19 protein-coding genes are annotated in these 19,183 nt (G+C 70.4%); 6 read left to right on the forward strand and 13 right to left on the reverse strand.

Features of this window, described 5'->3' with window-relative positions; genetic code table 11:
* The first annotated feature begins 5 nt into the window (after positions 1–5).
* Together cseB and cseC are read left to right on the forward strand one after the other, a co-directional pair.
* On the forward strand, positions 6–716 hold the full coding sequence (gene cseB / locus JOC24_RS04455; RefSeq protein ID WP_205018789.1) for a two-component system response regulator CseB: 711 nt from the start codon (positions 6–8) through the stop codon (positions 714–716).
* Positions 713–2,041: a two-component system sensor histidine kinase CseC gene (cseC, locus tag JOC24_RS04460; RefSeq protein ID WP_205018790.1), complete on the forward strand. Its 1,329-nt coding sequence runs from the start codon at positions 713–715 to the stop codon at positions 2,039–2,041. Before cseB ends, cseC begins: the two co-directional genes overlap by 4 nt.
* Positions 2,042–2,107: 66 nt before the next feature.
* Here cseC and JOC24_RS04465 read toward each other — a convergent pair whose 3' ends face one another.
* Complete coding sequence (locus tag JOC24_RS04465) at positions 2,108–3,700, reverse strand: MDR family MFS transporter (protein ID WP_205018791.1); 1,593 nt, start codon at positions 3,698–3,700, stop codon at positions 2,108–2,110.
* 135 nt (positions 3,701–3,835) lie between these two features.
* Between JOC24_RS04465 and JOC24_RS04470 the strand changes: the two genes are divergently transcribed.
* Complete coding sequence (locus JOC24_RS04470) at positions 3,836–4,420, forward strand: TetR/AcrR family transcriptional regulator (protein ID WP_205018792.1); 585 nt, start codon at positions 3,836–3,838, stop codon at positions 4,418–4,420.
* 22 nt (positions 4,421–4,442) lie between these two features.
* Here the strand turns inward: JOC24_RS04470 and JOC24_RS04475 are convergent, their stop codons facing one another.
* Positions 4,443–5,156, reverse strand: coding sequence for a M23 family metallopeptidase (locus JOC24_RS04475; protein ID WP_205018793.1), 714 nt, complete (start codon positions 5,154–5,156; stop codon positions 4,443–4,445).
* Positions 5,157–6,122: 966 nt separating this feature from the next.
* Here JOC24_RS04475 and JOC24_RS04480 point away from each other — a divergent pair.
* Complete coding sequence (locus JOC24_RS04480) at positions 6,123–6,416, forward strand: hypothetical protein (RefSeq protein WP_205018794.1); 294 nt, start codon at positions 6,123–6,125, stop codon at positions 6,414–6,416.
* Positions 6,413–6,598, forward strand: a complete 186-nt coding sequence (locus JOC24_RS04485) for a hypothetical protein (RefSeq protein ID WP_205018795.1) — start codon at positions 6,413–6,415, stop codon at positions 6,596–6,598. The genes JOC24_RS04480 and JOC24_RS04485 overlap by 4 nt, the downstream gene beginning before the upstream one ends.
* A 762-nt stretch (positions 6,599–7,360) precedes the next feature.
* Here JOC24_RS04485 and JOC24_RS04490 read toward each other — a convergent pair.
* Positions 7,361–9,886: an ATP-dependent Clp protease ATP-binding subunit gene (locus JOC24_RS04490; protein ID WP_205018796.1), complete on the reverse strand. Its 2,526-nt coding sequence runs from the start codon at positions 9,884–9,886 to the stop codon at positions 7,361–7,363.
* Between the two features lie 428 nt (positions 9,887–10,314).
* Between JOC24_RS04490 and JOC24_RS04495 the strand changes: the two genes are divergently transcribed.
* Positions 10,315–10,899, forward strand: coding sequence for an SCO3374 family protein (locus JOC24_RS04495; protein WP_205018797.1), 585 nt, complete (start codon positions 10,315–10,317; stop codon positions 10,897–10,899).
* On the opposite strand, the gene JOC24_RS04500 is transcribed toward JOC24_RS04495, so the two are convergent.
* From JOC24_RS04500 to JOC24_RS04545, 10 genes are all read right to left on the reverse strand, one after another.
* Entirely contained in the window at positions 10,878–11,213 is a 336-nt protein-coding gene (locus JOC24_RS04500; RefSeq protein WP_205018798.1) for a histone-like nucleoid-structuring protein Lsr2, read from the reverse strand. The two genes, JOC24_RS04495 and JOC24_RS04500, sit on opposite strands and share 22 nt — an antisense overlap.
* Positions 11,214–11,358: 145 nt before the next feature.
* Positions 11,359–11,856 (reverse strand): amino-acid N-acetyltransferase, encoded by a 498-nt coding sequence (locus tag JOC24_RS04505; RefSeq protein WP_078597586.1) that lies wholly within the window; start codon positions 11,854–11,856, stop codon positions 11,359–11,361.
* Positions 11,857–11,985: 129 nt separating this feature from the next.
* A complete protein-coding gene (locus JOC24_RS04510; protein WP_205018799.1) occupies positions 11,986–12,420 on the reverse strand; it encodes a BlaI/MecI/CopY family transcriptional regulator in 435 nt (144 codons plus the stop codon).
* A 100-nt stretch (positions 12,421–12,520) separates the two neighbouring features.
* On the reverse strand, positions 12,521–12,700 hold the full coding sequence (locus tag JOC24_RS04515) for a hypothetical protein (protein ID WP_205018800.1): 180 nt from the start codon (positions 12,698–12,700) through the stop codon (positions 12,521–12,523).
* 66 nt (positions 12,701–12,766) lie between these two features.
* The gene (locus tag JOC24_RS04520; protein ID WP_205019314.1) at positions 12,767–13,363 is read right to left on the reverse strand and encodes a hypothetical protein; all 597 of its coding nucleotides are present in this window, start codon (positions 13,361–13,363) and stop codon (positions 12,767–12,769) included.
* 139 nt (positions 13,364–13,502) lie between these two features.
* Positions 13,503–14,300, reverse strand: coding sequence for a type III pantothenate kinase (locus JOC24_RS04525; protein ID WP_031091045.1), 798 nt, complete (start codon positions 14,298–14,300; stop codon positions 13,503–13,505).
* Complete coding sequence (gene nadC / locus JOC24_RS04530) at positions 14,300–15,349, reverse strand: carboxylating nicotinate-nucleotide diphosphorylase (RefSeq protein WP_205018801.1); 1,050 nt, start codon at positions 15,347–15,349, stop codon at positions 14,300–14,302. The genes JOC24_RS04525 and nadC overlap by 1 nt, the downstream gene beginning before the upstream one ends.
* Complete coding sequence (locus JOC24_RS04535) at positions 15,346–17,136, reverse strand: L-aspartate oxidase (RefSeq protein ID WP_205018802.1); 1,791 nt, start codon at positions 17,134–17,136, stop codon at positions 15,346–15,348. Before JOC24_RS04535 ends, nadC begins: the two co-directional genes overlap by 4 nt.
* Positions 17,133–18,146 carry a pantoate--beta-alanine ligase gene (gene panC / locus JOC24_RS04540; protein ID WP_205018803.1) on the reverse strand — a complete coding sequence of 338 codons (1,014 nt, stop codon included), beginning with the start codon at positions 18,144–18,146 and terminating at the stop codon, positions 17,133–17,135. Before panC ends, JOC24_RS04535 begins: the two co-directional genes overlap by 4 nt.
* Entirely contained in the window at positions 18,143–19,117 is a 975-nt protein-coding gene (locus JOC24_RS04545) for a Rossmann-like and DUF2520 domain-containing protein (RefSeq protein WP_205018804.1), read from the reverse strand. Before JOC24_RS04545 ends, panC begins: the two co-directional genes overlap by 4 nt.
* Between the last annotated feature and the right edge of the window lie 66 nt (positions 19,118–19,183).

Raw genomic sequence — 19,183 nt, forward strand, 5'->3', positions numbered from 1 at the left:
CTCGCATGGCCGAGACCCATGTCCTCTTCGTCGAGGACGACGACGTCATCCGCGAGGCCACCCAGCTCGCCCTGGAGCGGGTGGGCTTCACCGTCACCGCGGTGCCCGACGGCCTGCTGGGCCTGGAGGCGTTCCGGACGGACCGTCCGGACATCGCGCTGCTGGACGTCATGGTGCCGGGCCTGGACGGGGTCAGCCTCTGCCGGCGCATCCGCGACGAGTCGACCGTTCCCGTGATCATGCTGTCGGCGCGGGCCGACGCGATCGACGTGGTCCTCGGCCTGGAGGCCGGGGCCGACGACTACGTCACCAAGCCGTTCGACGGTGCGGTGCTCGTCGCCCGCATCCGCGCCGTGCTGAGGCGCTTCGGCCACGCGGCGGGTGCGGGTGGACCTCCCGCCGGGGCCGTCGGGGAGCCGGACGTGACGAGCGGGGTGCTGGTCTTCGGCGACGTGGAGATCGACACCGAGGGCATGGAGGTGAGCCGGGCCGGCGCGCACGTGGGTCTGACACCGACGGAGATGCGGCTGCTGCTCGAATTCTCCTCGGCCCCCGGCACGGTGCTCTCCCGGGACAGGCTCCTGGAGCGGGTCTGGGACTACGGCTGGGGCGGGGACACCCGCGTCGTCGACGTCCATGTGCAGCGGCTGCGCACCAAGATCGGGCAGGACCGGATCGAGACGGTCCGCGGCTTCGGCTACAAGCTGCGCGCATGAGGCGGCTGGCGCTGCGGACCGGTGTCCGCTGGAAGATCAGCATCGCGATCGCCGCCGTCGGCGCGCTCATCGCCCTCGCGCTGAGCCTCGTCGTCCACAACGCGGCCCGCGTCTCGATGCTGGAGAACGCGCGTGAGGTGCAGTTGGAGCGGCTGCTGTTCGCCCAGCGGCTGTACGAGGCGACGAACACGCAGAAACCGTCGCCGAAGTTCGGCGCCAAGATCAACGACCCGTCGCTGCCGGCGAGCCTGCGCGAACAGACCCGCGAGAACCGGCGCGCCACCCACGTCGACGAGAACCCGGACGGGGTGCCGGACGTCTGGGCGGCCGTCCCGCTCGCCAACGGCGACGTCCTGTCCCTGCACACCCGCTTCGCCGACCGCAGCACCACGATCATGGGCGACCTCGACCGGGCCCTGGTCATCGGCTCGGTCTCGGTCGTCGTCGGCGGCTGCGCCCTGGGCGTCCTGATCGGCGGCCAGCTGTCCAGGAGACTGCGCAAGGCGGCGGCGGCGGCCGGCAAGGTCGCCCAGGGCAACACGGAGGTACGCGTTCGGGAGGCCGTCGGCGGAGTCGTACGGGACGAGACCGATGAGCTCGCCCGGGCCGTGGACGCGCTCACCGACGCGCTGAACGAGCGCATCGAGGCGGAACGCCGGGTCACCGCGGACATCGCCCACGAACTGCGCACCCCGGTGACCGGGCTGCTCACCGCAGCCGAGCTGCTGCCGCCCGGGCGGCCCACGGAGCTCGTGAGGGACCGGGCCCAGGCGATGCGGACGCTCGTCGAGGACGTCCTGGAGGTGGCGCGGCTGGACAGCGCCTCGGAGCGGGCCGAGCTGCAGGAGCTGCAGCTCGGCGAGTTCGTGAGCCGGCGGATCCGGCTGCTGGACCCCGAGATCACGGTGCGGGTGGTGCACGAGTCCTGGGTCTCCTCCGACCCGCGGCGGCTGGAACGCGTCCTGGGCAATCTGCTGGGCAACGCCGCCAAGCACGGGGCCGGACCGGTCGAGGTCACGGTCGAGGGCCGGGTGGTGCGGGTCCGCGATCACGGGCCCGGTTTCCCCGAGGCACTGCTTCGCGAGGGGCCGAGCCGCTTCCGTACGGGGAGCAGCGACCGGTCCGGTCGCGGTCACGGTCTGGGGCTGACCATCGCCGCGGGGCAGGCACGGGTCCTGGGGGCCAGGCTGACGTTCCGCAACGCGGGCCCCGCCGGCGACTCCGGCGGCGGCACGGGCGGGGCGGTCGCCGTGCTGTGGCTGCCCGAACACGCGCCGACGAACACCGGCAGCTTCCCCGTCCTGCGGCAGGCGGGAACGGACTGAGGGAAGAAAGGGGTGGGCCCCGGCGACGTCGTGCCGTCTCCGGGGCCCACCCGCGCCGGTGGCGGTTCAGACGGCCTGTGCCCCCTTGGCCGCGGCCAGGGCGGGCGCCGTGCCGTCGCCGTCTCCGTCCGACGACGCGGTCGGCTTCACCGTGCCACGCAGCGGGACCTCCTTGACGAACAACGCCGCCACCAGGGCCACCACCGCGACGGAGCCGCCCACCAGGAAGGCGATGTGCGTCCCCGAGGCCACTGCGTACTCGTACGCCTCACGTGCGGCGTCGGGCAGCTTCGCCAGGCTCGCGGCGTCCAGCTGCGCGGACTGCTCCATCGCTCCCCCGCCTCCGTGCGCCCCCATCTCGTCCCGCACCCGCCCGGTGAACAGCGCACCCATGATCGCGACGCCGAAGGAGCTGCCCAGCGTGCGGAAGAGGGTGGTCGCGGACGAGGCGACGCCCATGTCCTTGAGCTCGACGCTGTTCTGGGCGACGAGCATCGTGATCTGCATCAGGAAGCCCATGCCCGCGCCCAGCACCGCCATGTAGACGCCTGAGGTGAAGCGTGTGGTGCCCGTGTCCATGGTGGCCAGCAGGAACAGGCCCGCGACCATCAGGACGCTGCCCAGGATCGGGAAGATCTTGTACTTGCCGGTACTCGTGGTGATCCGCCCCGCGACGAGCGAGACGATCATCATCGAGAGCAGCATCGGCAGGAGCAGCAGGCCGGAGTTGGTCGCGGTCGCCCCCTGGACGGACTGCTGGTACAGCGGGAGGAAGAGCACCGCTCCGAACATCACGAAGCCGGCCATGAAGCCGATCACCGACATGAGCGTGAAGTTGAGGTTGCGGAAGATGTGCAGCGGCATGATCGGTTCGGCCGCCCTCGTCTCGACGAAGAGGAAGCCGACGAGCGAGGCCACTCCGAGCGCGATGAGCTCCATGATCACGGCCGAGTCCCAGGCGTACTCCGTACCGCCCCAGGTGGTCACCAGCACGATCGCGGTGATGCCCACGGTGAGGAGCGCGGCGCCCAGGTAGTCGACCTTTGCCGTCGACCGCTCCTTGACGGGCAGGTGCAGCACCGCGGTGACCATGGCGAGCGCGACCGCGCCCAGCGGGAGATTGATGTAGAAGCTCCAGCGCCAGCCCAGGTGGTCCGTGATCGCTCCGCCGACGAGCGGTCCGCCGATCATGGCGACGGCCATGACGCCGGCCATCATGCCCTGGTACTTGCCCCGCTCCCGCGGGGGCACCAGGTCGCCGAGGATCGCCATGACGCCGACCATCAGGCCGCCCGCGCCGAGGCCCTGGATCGCGCGGAAACCGATCAGCTGGCCCATGTCCTGGGCCAGTCCGCTCAGCACCGAGCCGATCAGGAAGATGACGATGGACGTGAGGAAGATGCCCTTGCGTCCGTAGAGGTCACCGAGCTTGCCCCAGATGGGGGTGGAGGCCGCCGTGGCGAGGGTGTACGCCGTCACCACCCAGGACAGGTGCTCCATGCCGCCCAGATCGCCGACGATCGTCGGCATGGCGGTGCCGACGATGAGGTTGTCGAGCATGGCCAGCAGCATCGTGATCATCAGGGCGAGAACCACCACCCTGACGCTGCGCCCCTGTGGCCCGGCCGACGTGGCCGCCGCCTTCTTCAGTTCCGTCATGCCGTGCTCCCCTGATCCCCTGAACGCCTGGTCTGCCACCGACCCGGCACTTACTTGCCGCCCGGCTAGTTGGCTACACTGAGGAAAGTAGACCCGTAACTAGCCGGGCGTCAAGTAAGTTCTTTGGAGAGTCGCATGGGCAGCACGCCGCAGCAGCGCCGGGGCAACACCCGCCAGCGCATTCAGGACGTCGCCCTGGAACTCTTCGCCGAGCAGGGGTACGAGAAGACCTCGCTCCGCGAGATCGCCGAGCAGCTACAGGTCACCAAGGCGGCGCTGTACTACCACTTCAAGACCAAGGAAGACATCCTCACCAGCATTTTCGACGACCTGAACCGGCCGGTCGAGGAGATCCTGGAGTGGGGCAAGGAGCAGCCGCGGACCCTGGAGACCAAGAAGGAGATCCTGGTCCGCTACAGCGAGGCCCTGAGGGCCGCCGCGCCGCTCTTCGTCTTCATGCAGGAGAACCAGGCGACGGTGCGCGAGCTGAGCATCGGCCACACCATGAAGAGCAGGGTCGTCGCCCTGGTGGACCTGATCAAGGACCCAGACGCCCCGCTGACCGACCAGGTGCGCTGCTTCACCGCGCTCTTCGCGATGCACGCCGGAATGCTCGCCCTCAGAGACGCCGAAGGCGACCCCGAGGAGAAGCGCGAGGCTGCTCTCGAGGTCGCCTTCGAACTGGTGACCAAGGCCCATGACCCGGGACCCACCGCCTGACTCGGCGACTACGGGGTGCGCGTCAGATGTGGACGTGCACGGACTTCAGGTACGACACCGGGTCGAGCGCGGAACCGTAGTTGGGCGAGTTCCGGATCTCGAAGTGCAGGTGCGGGCCGCTGGAGTTTCCGGTGTTGCCGGAGAGGGCTATCTTGTCGCCCGTCTTCACGCGGTCGCCGATCTTGACGTCGATCTTGGACAGGTGCGCGTACTGCGAGTACTTGCCGTTGGCGTGCTTGATCACGATGGCGTTGCCGTACGCGGGACCGTCGCCGCCGCCGTTCGGGCCGGCCTTGACGACGCGGCCGGTGTGCGCGGCCTCGACCTTGGTGCCGATCGGGACCGCGAAGTCCTGACCCGAGTGCTTGCTGGCCCAGCGGTCGCCGCCGGTGCCGTAGGTGGCGCTCAGCTCGTAGTGGTTGACCGGGGCCTCCCACGAGGCGGCCTTCTTCTTGGCCGCGGCCTTCTTCTTGGCGGCCGCCTTCTTCTTGGCCTCCGCCTTCTCGGCCTTGTCCGCCTTCGCCTTCTCGGCGGCCTTGCCCTGGGCGGTCGCCTGCAGGGCGACGGAGTCGGCGGCGGCCGCGCCGGCGCGGGCCGCGGTGTCCGTCGTGCCGGACGCGAACGCCGCGCCCGCACCGAACACCATCGACGCACCCAGGCCGGCGGCCACGACGGCGCCACTGACGCGGGACATGGACGGGCGGCGGGAGTGCTGGAACGTAACGCGCTTCGACATACGGGGGAACCTCCGGGGTGACTGGGACCCGATGCTCGACCGGGCTTGCTCCACCTTGGTAACCCGCACCCCCAGCAACGCCCAAACCGCCCATCTACGATCAAAAGCCGTAGTCGAGGGGGCGGGAATTCGGGACGCCACCCGGACCGGCGACCGATGATGATCTTGCGGCGAATTTCGGCCGTACGGGTTTAACCCCTGCTCCAGAGCCGCCCTTACGGGACATGGGCCAGAAACGACGACTTATCGCCCCAGACGCCGAAAGTCTCCCCGGGGGCAGGTCCAAGGTCCCTGCGCCGGTCACCCCCTCTTCTCCTAAGGCGCGTAGTTGGCTTCCAAGAGCCTGTGCGCCTTGTCACCGGCGGTGGGCCGGAAGCCTGTCCGTTTCGGGACCTTCGGCACCGGGGGTCGTCGCCCCGCGGAACCAGCACCCGACGGCGGTGGATCCGGAGGTCTCGCTCGGGCGACGGAGACCCGGCGCCCGCCCCGCGCCCGCCGCCCGGATCGGCCACATCCTCGGTGCCCCGCGCAGATCCGGCTGCGTCTCCCGGGGGCCCTGAGCGTCTCGGCTCCCTTGAGGGACGGGTAGCCCTCACAGCTCCGAGAGCGCCCTGAGCCCGGATCCGGTGGTGAGGCGCCACGACGGGAGGGCCTATGCGGAGGCCGGAGGCTGAAGTGGCTTCGTGCATCTCGAGGAACAGCGATTGTCGACCGGTTCCGGAGTCAGTTGTCGAGTTGTCGATCAGCTGGCTCGTGAATGTCGAAGAGAAATGACGGCAGTGCCGTGGCAGGCCACCACGCCGGCTCGGCCCTGCGGCCGTCGCCGCGGCTCAGGATTTCCTCTGACACGCGATCGGTCGGACACCGTCGCCCTCCTCGGCGATGCCAGCTGGCTCCGTCGGCGGTCTCGTCGACGAGGAAGCCGTGAACGGCGACAGCCCGCCGCAGCGCTCGTAGGATGCCTGGATGCCTAAGCCGATACGGATGAGCCGCCGCGCGTGGGTTGCCGCGTGGGCGGTGCTGTGCGCGGCTTGCCTCGCCGCCACCGCCAAACTGAACGCCTCCTCGGCACCAGACCCGCAGCCCGAGAAGTCCGTCAGTGCCGAGTGCGCCGAACGCATCGCGGACATCGAGACGCAGCTGGCCAAGGCCAAGCAGGAAGGCAAGGGAGACGGAGTGCTGGCCTTTTCACAAGTCCAGGTCGGCACCGAGGCCGATTGCCGTGACGATCTCCGTAACCACTTCCGTGGTGATCAGTGAGCCGCGGTACCTGGCTCGCCGTGATGGCAGGGCTAACCTTCGTCGCTGCCGTGGCGACCATTGCCGTGGGCGCCACGTCGGAACCGAAGCCGCGGCCCACGCCGCCGCGGGTGTACTCCTCCTGCCTGGTGGCCGACACCAAGCCGGTGTCTGCGGACGACGACCCGTGCGACGGCCGCTGAAGAACGTCCGAGCGACCGTCCGCCGCGTGGCAGAGCATCCAAACCCAAGCCGGCCTCTTGGCCGACGGCGCCACCACAAGAACCGTGGACATCGGGGTCCACCCCGATGAGGGGGACCCTGTTCGTCGAGGGCAGGGAGATCGAACTGGCCACCCACAGCCCTGGCAAGAGACCTGGCGCCTCCCAAACTCATCCACACCACTCGCCCGTGGAACGGGGTGCCTCCCAAGACCATCGACAAGTGACGTCACAACTGCTCGATAAGGCCACTCAAGGCCGGTACGGAGGCCGGAGTACGCCGCGGCAGACTCGGGGGACCGCTCTCTGCCCGGCCGGGCCCGTGCACGCCGTCTGCCGAACGGTCCGCCCCCCAGCACCCCTGGCGTCAGTACGGCGTGCGGGTCACTGCCAGGGACCCGCCGCTGGGCACACGAAAGGATCCTGCGGCAGCAGGCCACAGGCAGCAGGCCACAGGCAGACGGCAGACGGCAGACGGCAGCACCGTGACCCGGCGACCCGGCGACACGGCGGCAGCCGGGCCGCCACGACAGCAGGCAGATCGTGTACGGCCAACCAGGCCCCGACCGCCAGGCCCCGCCCGCCAGGTCACCGGCCGGGGGTGCCGCGCACCGAACCCGGCCCCCGGACCCGGCGGGACCGGACCCGGCAGCCCGCGGGCCCGGTGCCGCGAACGGCAGAAGGGGCTGCCCCGGACCGTGACCGGTCCGGGGCAGCCCCTTCAACGCTCAGGCGCTACGCGCCCTACGCTTCCTTCGTCAGGTTAGGGCCGCCGCCCGCCGCCTGCTCGATCGGCGGGACGTCGGGCAGCGCCGACTTCTCCTCGCCGCGGAACGAGAACTTCTTCTCGTCCCCTTCACCCTCGGTGCCCACGACCACGATGTGACCGGGACGCAGCTCGCCGAAGAGGATCTTCTCGGAGAGGATGTCCTCGATCTCGCGCTGGATCGTCCGGCGCAGCGGCCGGGCGCCCATCACGGGGTCGTAGCCCTTCTTCGCCAGGAGCGACTTGGCCTCGGCACTGAGCTCGATGCCCATGTCACGGTCCTTGAGGCGCTCATCCACCTTGTCGACCATCAGGTCGACGATCTGGATGATGTCTTCCTCGGTGAGCTGGTGGAAGACCACCGTGTCGTCGACACGGTTGAGGAACTCGGGCCGGAAGTGCTGCTTGAGCTCTTCGTTGACCTTGACCTTCATCCGCTCGTAGTTCGTCTTGACGTCGCCCTGAGCCGCGAAGCCCAGGTTGAAGCCCTTCGAGATGTCCCTGGTCCCGAGGTTGGTCGTCATGATGATGACCGTGTTCTTGAAGTCCACCACCCGGCCCTGGGAGTCGGTCAGACGACCGTCCTCCAGAATCTGGAGCAGGGAATTGAAGATGTCGGGGTGGGCCTTCTCGACCTCGTCGAAGAGGACGACGGAGAACGGCTTGCGGCGCACCTTCTCGGTGAGCTGGCCACCCTCTTCGTAACCCACGTAACCGGGAGGCGAACCGAAGAGGCGGGAAACCGTGTGCTTCTCGCTGAACTCCGACATGTCGAGGGAGATCAGCGCGTCCTCGTCGCCGAAGAGGAATTCGGCGAGCGTCTTCGAGAGCTCCGTCTTACCGACACCGGACGGGCCGGCGAAGATGAACGAGCCACCGGGGCGCTTCGGGTCCTTCAGACCGGCTCGCGTACGGCGGATCGCCTGCGAGAGGGCCTTGATGGCGTCCTTCTGGCCGATGACGCGCTTGTGGAGCTCGTCCTCCATGCGCAGCAGGCGCGAGGACTCCTCCTCCGTCAGCTTGAAGACCGGGATACCGGTGGAGGCTGCCAGTACCTCGGCGATGAGCTCGCCGTCGACCTCGGCGACGACGTCCATGTCGCCGGCCTTCCACTCCTTCTCCCGCTTGGCCTTCGCCGCCAGCAGCTGCTTCTCCTTGTCGCGGAGCGAAGCTGCCTTCTCGAAGTCCTGGGAGTCGATCGCCGACTCCTTGTCGCGGCGGACGCCCGCGATCTTCTCGTCGAACTCGCGGAGGTCCGGCGGCGCGGTCATCCGGCGGATGCGCATCCGGGAACCGGCCTCGTCGATCAGGTCGATCGCCTTGTCCGGCAGGAAGCGGTCCGAGATGTACCGGTCGGCCAGGGTGGCGGCCTGGACCAGCGCCTCGTCCGTGATGGAGACCCTGTGGTGGGCCTCGTAACGGTCACGCAGACCCTTGAGGATCTCGATCGTGTGCGGCAGCGTCGGCTCCGCGACCTGGATGGGCTGGAAGCGGCGCTCGAGCGCGGCGTCCTTCTCCAGGTGCTTGCGGTACTCGTCGAGCGTCGTGGCACCGATGGTCTGGAGCTCGCCCCGCGCCAACATGGGCTTGAGGATGCTCGCCGCGTCGATCGCGCCCTCGGCGGCACCCGCACCCACCAGGGTGTGGAGCTCGTCGATGAACAGGATGATGTCGCCGCGGGTGCGGATCTCCTTGAGGACCTTCTTCAGGCGCTCCTCGAAGTCACCTCGGTAGCGGGAACCCGCCACCAGGGCGCCGAGGTCCAGGGTGTAGAGGTGCTTGTCCTTGAGGGTCTCGGGCACCTCGCCCTTGACGATGGCCTGGGCCAGGCCCTCGACGACCGCCGTCTTGCCGACGCCGGGCTCGCCGATGAGAACCGGGTTGTTCTTCGTACGACGGGACAGCACCTGCATGACCCGCTCGATCTCCTTCTCGCGCCCGATGACCGGGTCGAGCTTGGATTCGCGAGCGGCCTGGGTGAGATTCCGGCCGAACTGGTCGAGCACCAGGGACGTGGAGGGTGTGCCCTCCGCGGGGCCGCCCGCTGTGGCGGCCTCCTTGCCTCCCGAGTACCCGGAGAGCAGCTGGATGACCTGCTGCCGCACCCGGTTCAGGTCGGCGCCCAGCTTCACGAGGACCTGGGCGGCGACGCCCTCGCCCTCGCGGATCAGGCCGAGCAGGATGTGCTCGGTGCCGATGTAGTTGTGGCCGAGCTGAAGTGCCTCGCGGAGCGACAGCTCCAGGACCTTCTTGGCCCGGGGAGTGAAGGGGATGTGCCCGGACGGGGCCTGCTGGCCCTGACCGATGATCTCCTCCACCTGCTGGCGGACCGCCTCGAGCGAAATCCCGAGGCTCTCCAGGGCCTTAGCGGCGACACCCTCACCCTCGTGGATCAGGCCCAGGAGGATGTGCTCGGTGCCGATGTAGTTGTGGTTGAGCATCCGGGCTTCTTCCTGAGCCAGGACGACAACCCGCCGCGCGCGGTCGGTGAACCTCTCGAACATCGTTAATCGCTCCTCAGAGCGGTCAGGCAGTAAGGGGTCGGTCCCCTCCCTGTCCTTCCGCAGCTTAGTCCCGCAAGCGGGGACCGCTCATTTCAACTGCCGACACCCGCGAAGGCCTCCTGCCCCGAACGCCGACAACTGCTCCAACCCGATGGTGCGAGACGATGTTCCCGCAGGCCAGGCAGATAGCCCTTTCGCCAGTACGCCGATGGCGAACGTGAGACGTTTTTGCCCGCGTGTCGCCCCTTCCCACTAGGGATGTCTTACCCGCACTCACTGACAGTCCATGCGGCGCGCCCCTGTTTCCTCCGCTACGGGCGAACAACTTCGCGCTGCCGGATGCCTTTGCACGCCCCCGTCACGGACACGCAGAGGAGTCGATCACCGACGGTGCGTAACCCCGCGGGCGTTTCGGCGGTTCATCGGACATGGCCACCCTCGTCCCGCCTCCCCGCTCGCCGAAGGATTCCGACGACTGCGCGCAGTGGTACGCCCGCGAACTCGGCTGGGCGACGACAGGCACGGCGCCCGTGCGGTTACCGACCGGGCTGAGCTTCGACGTGCTCGAGCTGCCCGCCGCGGCAGGCCACGCGGCGCTGCGCCGGATCGGCCGCGCCGGCCCGGTGGCACTGGAGGGTCAGCGGATGCGGCTGCTGGTGGCCGCGGGCGCCGCCGACGAACTGCCGGGACTGCTCGACTGGCTGGAGTGGGGCGGGATCGCCCTCGACCTGTCGGCGATCGGCAGCGGCGGGCACATCACGGCCCCGGTGCCGCCGGGCAGGACGGCGGGCTCGCCGGGGGCCGCGTTCTGGCTGCGGCCCCCCGGATCGCGCAAGGAGGCGGAACGGACGCTCCCGGCCCTGGGAGGCCTCGGGAGCAGGGGTGGGGATGCTCCCGATCTCGTACGACTCGTGGACGCGGCGGCCACGGAATGCCACCGTGCCAGGCTGGCGCATGCCAGGAGGTACCTGTGGACCCATCGGCCGACAGGTCAGCCGTTGGCCTTCTCGTAGGCCTCACGGATCTCGGCGGGAACGCGGCCGCGGTCATTCACGTTGTGGCCGTTCTCGCGCGCCCACCTACGGATCTCGGCCGTGTCCTTGTTGCCACCGGTGACTGCGCGGCCCTTGCCACGACCGGTGGCGGCACGGCCGCCGGTGCGACGCCCACTCTTGGTGTACGGCTCGAGAAGGCCACGCAGCTTGTCCGCGTTGGCCGTGGTGAGGTCGATCTCGTACGTCTTGCCGTCCAGAGCGAACGTCACGGTCTCGTCCGCCTCGCCGCCGTCGAGGTCATCAACAAGAAGGACCTGAACCTTCTGTGCCACCGGATTTCCTTTCATCGAAAAATTGAGTACGCGGAAAGGAAACCGCTTTTCTCCGGAAAACACAAACCCCCGGGAGAGGTTCAGGAGCACAAGAGCACGGGAAACATGCGCGATTCGGACATAGGGCTCCGGCGACTTCAGCCGTTCACAGGTGCAGAAGCATCCGGCTGTTGCCCAAGGTGTTCGGCTTCACTCGTTCGAGGCCCAGGAACTCTGCGACACCCTCGTCATAGGAACGCAGCAGCTCGCTGTAGACATCTCCGTCGACCGGCGTCTCCCCGATCTCCGTGAAGCCGTGCGCGGCGAAGAAGTCCACTTCGAACGTGAGGCAGAAAACTCTGCGGACACCGAGCCAGCGCGCGGTCTGCAAGAGCTTGTCCAGGACCTGGTGTCCCACTCCGGCACCCTTGATGCCGTGGTCCACGGCGAGAGTGCGTACTTCGGCGAGGTCTTCCCACATCACGTGCAGGGCGCCGCAGCCGATGACTCGGGCGTCCTCGTCGCGTTCGGCCACCCAGAACTCCTGGATGTCCTCGTAAAGAGTCACCGTCGCTTTGTCGAGCAGGATGCCTTCGGAGACGTAGCCGTCAAGGAGCCCGCGTACGGACGCGACATCGCTGGTCCTGGCACGGCGGACGGTGATGGCCGGCTTATTTACCGACGGGCCGGTATGAACACCTGCGCGAGATCGGGTTTCCGGTCGGCTATGTGCTCCGGTTTGCGACTCGGCACGGTGCTCGGTTTGCGGCTGCTCTGAGGACATCCCCCGACGCTATCGCCCGCTCTCCGGCGTTGCTTCATCGGCCGCGGTCCCGTCATCGGGACGACTCCCTGCCGGTTCGGGGAAGGTGGGCGCGACGACGCGGATCGCATCCCGGAGAGCCTCGCGCTGCTCCGCGGACATCATGCCGAAGAAGGCGACCAGCGCAGCCGCGGGGTTGTCGCTCTGCGACCAGGCTTCGTTCATCAGTGCGGCCGAGTATGCGGCGCGGGTGGAGACCGCCGTATATCGATATGCCCGGCCGTCCACTTCCCGGCGTACCCAGCCCTTCTGATGGAGATTGTCCATTACCGTCATCACGGTCGTGTAGGCGATGGACCGTTCCTGCTGAAGATCCTCGAGAACTTCCCGCACGGTGACCGGGCGGTTCCATTGCCAGACCCGTGTCATCACGGCGTCTTCCAGCTCTCCCAATTGGCGAGGCACAGCATCACCTTAGTGCTATATGTCTGGAATGGGATAATTCTTGGACGGCAAAAGGGCGCACAGCTCCGAGGAGCCGTGCGCCCTTCGTGCTCGGTCCGGGTCAGACGCCCTCGGGCCTCGGAACCTGCTTGACCGACTCGGCACGGGCGAGCGCCGCGTCCACGGCGGCGTCCTCCTTGGCCTTGTTCGGCCCGCCCTGGCTCTTGATGATCGTCCTGACGAGGCCGATGAAGAAGACGGCCATCACCACGGGGGGAACGAGCGCGGATACGTAGTCCATGCCGTCCAGGGTAGCGAGCCCGGCATTCCGGCCACTCCCGGGCACCCCCTCCGGACCCGGGCCCGCTCAGGAGACGGCGCGCTCCTCGGGCGGGGGCGCCGGCGCGGGCCGGCGCCGGGGCGGGAAGACCTCGGACGGCTTGGGCATCGGGCGCTCACCCGGGGCCGCCGGGCGAGCGGGCACGGCGGGCCTCGACGGGGCCTTCGGCCGCTCGGGGTCCTTGGCCGCCGACAGGCCCCCGGGAAGGGCCAGCAGCCTGCTGCGCGGGGCGGGCGCCGTGACGGACACCGCGCGGCCGGCGAGACGCGCCCGCACCGAACGCTCGGCAAGCTCCTGACAGCGCTCCAGCAGGGCCGCGGCGACCGGCCCGGCGCGCAGTGCGCGCAGGGCCGCGAGGTCGTCGGGGCGCGGGTCGTAGCCGGCCGCGAGGGCGTCCTGGAGCAGCTCCAGATAGCCACTGAGCGAGCCGGGGAGCGCGTCGCGGTAGCGGGCGAGATCGGCGAGGAGGAAGGTGCGCAGCCGACCCGCCTCGCTCACCGCCTCGTCCACCGCGCCCGCGAGGCGCAGGCAGTCCTGGACATCCTCTTCCGGCAGGGGCGTGGGGTGGAGGGCGTTGGCGAGAGCGCGTCGGAGCACCCGGAGCTCGTCCGCGCTGAACGCCATGCCGCCGCGTGATCCGTAGGGCGTGGGCATGACGCGACAATACGTGCTAAATGGACAAAATCCGCTTAACTAACTGCTCGGCGGCGCGGCGTCGGGCGCCGAGCCGCCGAGTCGTTCCCGCAGGTGGCTACGGGCGCGTCTACATCCTGGCGATGTTGCGCTCGTAGACGAGGCGCAGCCCGATGAGCGTCAGCCAGGGTTCGTGCTCGTCGATGACGGAGGACTCACCCAACACCATCGGAGCAAGGCCACCGGTCGCGATGACGGTGACCTCGTCGGGATCGGCCGCCAGCTCCTTCTTCATGCGCTCGACCACGCCGTCGATCTGACCCGCGAAGCCGTACACGATGCCCGACTGCATGGCCTCGACGGTGTTCTTGCCGATCACGCTGCGCGGCCGTGCCAGCTCGATCTTGCGGAGCTGGGCGCCCTTCACCCCGAGGGCCTCGACGGAGATCTCGATGCCCGGCGCGATCACCCCGCCCGTGTACTCACCGCGCGCGGAGACCGCGTCGAAGGTCGTGGCCGTGCCGAGGTCGACGACGATGGCGGGGCCGCCGTAGAGCTCGACGGCGGCGACCGCGTTGATGATGCGGTCCGCGCCGACCTCCTTCGGGTTGTCCGTGAGGACCGGCACGCCCGTCTTGACGCCCGGCTCCACGAGGACCGCCGGTACGTCGCCGTAGTAGCGGCGGGTGACCTCGCGGAGCTCGTGCAGAACGGCGGGGACGGTCGAACAGATCGCGATGCCCTCGATCCCGTCGCCGAGTTCGACACCGAGCAGCGGGTGCATTCCCATCAGGCCCTGGAGGAGGACGGCCAGCTCGTCGGCGGTGCGGCGGGCGTCGGTGGAGATCCGCCAGTGCTCGACGATCTCCTCGCCGTCGAACAGGCCGAGGACGGTGTGGGAGTTGCCGACGTCGATGGTGAGCAGCATCAGGCGCCGGCTCCGTAGGTCTCCGCCGCGGTGTCACGGAAGTCCAGGCCGATGTCGAGGATCGGCGAGGAGTGCGTCAGGGCGCCGACGGCCAGGTAGTCCACGCCGGCCTCGGCGTAGGCGCGGGCGGAGTCGAGGGACAGCCGGCCCGAGGACTCCAGCACCGCACGGCCACCGACGAGGGCGACCGCCTCGGCCGTCGCCGACGGCGTGAAGTTGTCCAGCAGGATGAGGTCGGCACCCGCGTCGAGCACCTCGCGGACCTGCTCCAGGGTGTCGACCTCGACCTCGATCGCGAGCTCCGGGAACGTCTTCCTGACCCGCGTGAACGCCTCGGCGACACCGCCTGCCGCGATGACGTGGTTGTCCTTGACCAGCGCCGCGTCCACCAGCGACATGCGGTGGTTGACCCCGCCTCCGCAGCGAACCGCGTACTTCTCCAGCGCGCGCAGCCCCGGAGTGGTCTTCCGGGTGTCGCGGACCTTCGCCTTCGTGCCCTCGAGCACATCGGCCCAGGCACGGGTCGCGGTCGCGATCCCGGAGAGCCTGCAGAGCAGGTTGAGCGCGCTGCGCTCGCCGGTGAGCAGGTCGCGGGTGCGGGTGGTGACGGTCAGCAGCTTCTGTCCGGGGACGACGCGGTCGCCGTCCTCGACGTGGCGCTCGACCTCGAACTCGTCGGTGCAGACGATGGACAGGACGGCCTCGGCGACACGCAGACCCGCAACGACGCCTGCCTCACGCGCGGTGAAGTCACCGGTGGCGACGGAGTCCTCCGGGACGGTCGCCACGGTGGTGACGTCCTCGCCCCCGTCCAGGTCCTCCTCGATCGCGACGTGGGCGATGTCCTCGACCTGCACCGGGTCCAGTCCGGCGTCGGCCAGGAGCTGGGCCAGGGCGGGGTCGAGACCGCACTCCAGGCCGTCGGGGTCGTAACCGTCGCCGCAGCCGCAGCCGTCGCCGCAGCCGCCCCCGGACTCGGCGGGTGCGCCGATGTGGATCAGCGGTACGTCCACGGGTGTGGGGCGCGGATTCTCTTCGGGCGTGCTCACGGTTGCGGCTCCTCGGGGGCGTCGGCGGGGTTGGTGCGGGGACTGCCGGACGGTTCGGACAGCGCTGTGTCTGCGGAGTCTGCCGGGTCTACGGGACGTACGGGCGGGAACGCGGCACTGTCCGTCGTGCGGACGACGGGCGGCTCGCCGGCGGCGATACGGACGACGAGGTGGCGGCGCCAGGCGGAGTCGTCGCGGTCGGGACGGTCCTCGCGCCAGTGGCAGCCGCGGGTCTCCTCGCGCTCACGGGCGGCGGCGACCAGCACCCGTGACACGAGGAGCAGGTTCGTGGCCTCCCACGCCTCCACCCCCGGTACGGCGTCCTTCGGTCCGTCCTCGCCGGCGGCGTCCGCGGCACGCTGCAGTTCCTCCAGCTCACCGGCCGCGGTCGCCAGGCTGTCGGCGGAACGGATGACCCCGGCGCCCCTGGTCATGATCCGCTGGATCGCCGTCCGGGACTCCGCCGTGAGCAGCGGGACGGTGTGGGGCGCGGTCGCGGCCGCGCCGGGCGTACGCCGGGAGGCGGCACCGGAAGCGGTCCGGGGCCCGCCCACGATGTCGGCCGCGATGCGCTCGGCGAAGACCAGGCCCTCCAGGAGGGAGTTGGACGCCAGCCGGTTCGCACCGTGCACCCCCGTGCAGGCGACCTCGCCGCAGGCGTACAGGCCGGGGACCGTCGTGCGGCCGCGGAGGTCCGTACGCACGCCGCCCGAGGCGTAGTGCGCGGCGGGGGCCACGGGTATCGGCTGCGTGACGGGATCGATGCCGTGCGCGCGGCAGGCGGCGAGGATCGTCGGGAAGCGCTGCTCCCACATGGCGGCGCCGAAGTGGCGCGCGTCGAGGTACATGTGCTCGGCGCCCCGCAGCTGCATCCGGCGGGTGATGGCCTTGGCGACGATGTCGCGGGGCGCCAGTTCGGCCAGCTCGTGCTGCCCGAGCATGAAGCGGGTGCCGGATGCGTCGACGAGGTGGGCGCCCTCACCCCGTACCGCTTCGGACACCAGGGGCTGCTGGCCCTCGGAGTCGGCGCCCAGAAACAGGACGGTCGGATGGAACTGGACGAACTCGAGGTCCGACACCTCCGCGCCCGCCCGCAGCGCGAGCGCCACCCCGTCGCCCGTGGAGACCGGCGGGTTGGTGGTGGCGGAGAAGACCTGGCCCATGCCGCCGGTGGCGAGCACCACGGCCGGGGCGCGGACGGCGCCGACGCCGTCGTGCTGCCCCTCGCCCATGACGTGCAGGGTGACGCCCTCGGTACGGCCTTCGGCGTCCGTGAGCAGGTCCAGGACCAACGCGTTCTCGATGGTGCGCAGGGCGGCCGAGCGGACCGCCTCGACCAGGGCACGGGAGATCTCGGCACCCGTCGCGTCGCCCCCCGCGTGCGCGATGCGGCGGCGGTGGTGGCCGCCCTCGCGGGTCAGCGCGATCGCCCCGGTGTGGGTGGTGTCGAAGTGCGCGCCGGTGTCGATCAGCCTGCGTACGGCGCCGGGGCCCTCGGTGACCAGGGTGCGCACCGCCGTCTCGTCGCACAGGCCGGCCCCGGCGACCAGGGTGTCGTCGAGGTGCTGCTCGGGGGTGTCGCCCTCGCCGAGCGCGGCTGCGATGCCGCCCTGGGCCCAGCGGGTCGAGCCGTCGTCGAGGCGGGCCTTGGTGACGACGACGGTCGCGAGGCCCGCCGCGGCACAGCGCAGTGCGGTGGTGAGACCTGCCACGCCGGAGCCGACCACGACCACGTCCGCGTCGATGGCCCAGCCGGGGGCGGGTGCGCTCAGCCGTATGCCGGTCATGTGAGGGCTCCGAGGGTCAGCGGGATGTTGTCGATCAGGCGGGTGGCTCCCACCCGAGCCGCGACGGCGAGGACCACCTCACCACTGACACGGCCGTCGGGGACCTCGGTGAAGTCCGCCGGGTCCACGAGCGCCACGTAGTCCAGGGTGAGCGGCACCTCTTCCCCGGCCGCCTCGTCCAGGACCGCCCGTGCGGCGGACAGCACGGCGGCGGGTACGACGGTCGGCCGGGCGAGCGCCACGGCCTGTGTGTCGGCGGCCGCACGGGCCTCCCCGAGCCGGTTGAGCGCGGCGGCCCGGCCCCCGCGATCCGGCACCGTCCGGGCACGGGCATGGAGCGTCTGCTGGGCGGCCAGCCTGTCGCGTGCGGCGAACAGGGCCCGGGGCAGGGCCAGCGCGGTCCGGCGCTCCTCGGCGGAGAGGAAGCGGTTACGGCTCGAGAGGGCGAGACCGTCCGGGTCGCGGACGGTCGGCACCGCGACGATGTCGATGCCGAAGTCGAGGTCGCGCACCATGCGGCGGACCAGTGCCAGCTGCTGGGCGTCCTTCTGCCCGAAGAACGCCGCGTCCGGCCGGGTGAGGTGGAGGAGCTTGGCCACGACGGTGAGCATGCCGTCGAAGTGCCCGGGGCGGGCGGCTCCTTCCAGTCGCTCGCCCATGGGACCCGCGGTGATCCTGACCTGGGGCTCGCCGCCGGGGTAGACCTCGTCGGCGGAGGGGGCGAAGACCGCGTCGGCGCCCGCCTCGGAGGCCACGGCGAGGTCGGCGTCGAGGGTGCGGGGATAACGGTCGAGATCGGCGGCCTCGCCGAACTGGAGCGGGTTGACGAAGGCGGTGACCACGACCTGCCCGCCCGGTCCCGCGGCGGCCCGCGCGGCGCGGATCAGGGTGGCGTGGCCTTCGTGGAGCGCGCCCATCGTCATGACGACGGCTCGACGCGCCTCGGCGGGCCGGCCGAGGGCGTCCAGCTCCGCGACGGAGCGCAGCAGGGTGGCGGGTGCGGTGTTCATCGCTTCTCCCCCGGTCCGGTCTCGTCCGGGCCGTGTGTTCCGTTCGTTCCGGTCGCGGCGCCGCTGTCGGACAGGACGCCGAGCAGGTCCTCCGCGAACTCCGGCTTGAGCAGGCCGTGGTCGAGCGCCCGGTCGGCCGTTGCACGCGCCATGGCGAGGTATCCGGCAACGGTCTGCGGTGCGTGCGCCCGCAGCTCCCGGATGTGCGCGGACACCGTCCCCGCGTCGCCCCGGGCGACGGGTCCGGTCAGCGCCGCGTCACCGGAGCGCAGGGCGTTGTCGAGCGCGGCCCCGAGCAGGGGGCCGAGCATCCGGTCGGGAGCGCCCACACCGGCCTGGCGGAGCAGATCCATCGACTGTGCGACGAGGGTGACCAGGTGGTTCGCCCCGAGCGCGAGTGCCGCGTGGTAGAGCGGCCTGGACTCCTCGGCGATCCATTCGGGCTCGCCGCCCATCTCGATGACGAGCGCCTCGGCGGCGAGTCTGAGCTCCTCGGGGGCGGTGACCCCGAAGGAACAGCCCGCCAGCCGCTGGACGTCGACGGAGCTGCCGGTGAAGGTCATCGCCGGATGCAGGGCGAGCGGGAGCGCGCCGGCCCGCAGCGCGGGGTCGAGCACCTTCGTCCCGTACCGCCCGGAGGTGTGGACGAGCAGCTGGCCCGGCCGCACGGCGCCGGTCTCGGCGAGGCCTTCGACCAGACCGGGCAGCGCGTCGTCCGGGACGGTCAGCAGCACGAGCTCGGCGCGTGCGAGGACCTCGGCGGGGGGCACCAGGGGGACGTCGGGGAGCAGGGCGGCTGCCCGGCGCACCGATGCGTCGGAGACGCCCGACACCGCGACCGGGCGGTGCCCGGCGAGCTGGAGCGCGGCGGCGAGGGCGGGGCCCACCCGTCCCGCGCCGACGACGCCGACGGTGAGGCGGGCGGGGCGGTCCCTCGCGTCGAGGGCTTCCTTGGAAATTGATGCGTTCACGCGGCTACGGCCTTCCGTTCCAGTCCGCGGGGGGTACCGGACGACTTCTCTGCATGCTACGCCAGC

It is taken from the genome of Streptomyces sp. HB132, assembly GCF_016909575.1.
Classification (GTDB): Bacteria; Actinomycetota; Actinomycetes; order Streptomycetales; family Streptomycetaceae; genus Streptomyces.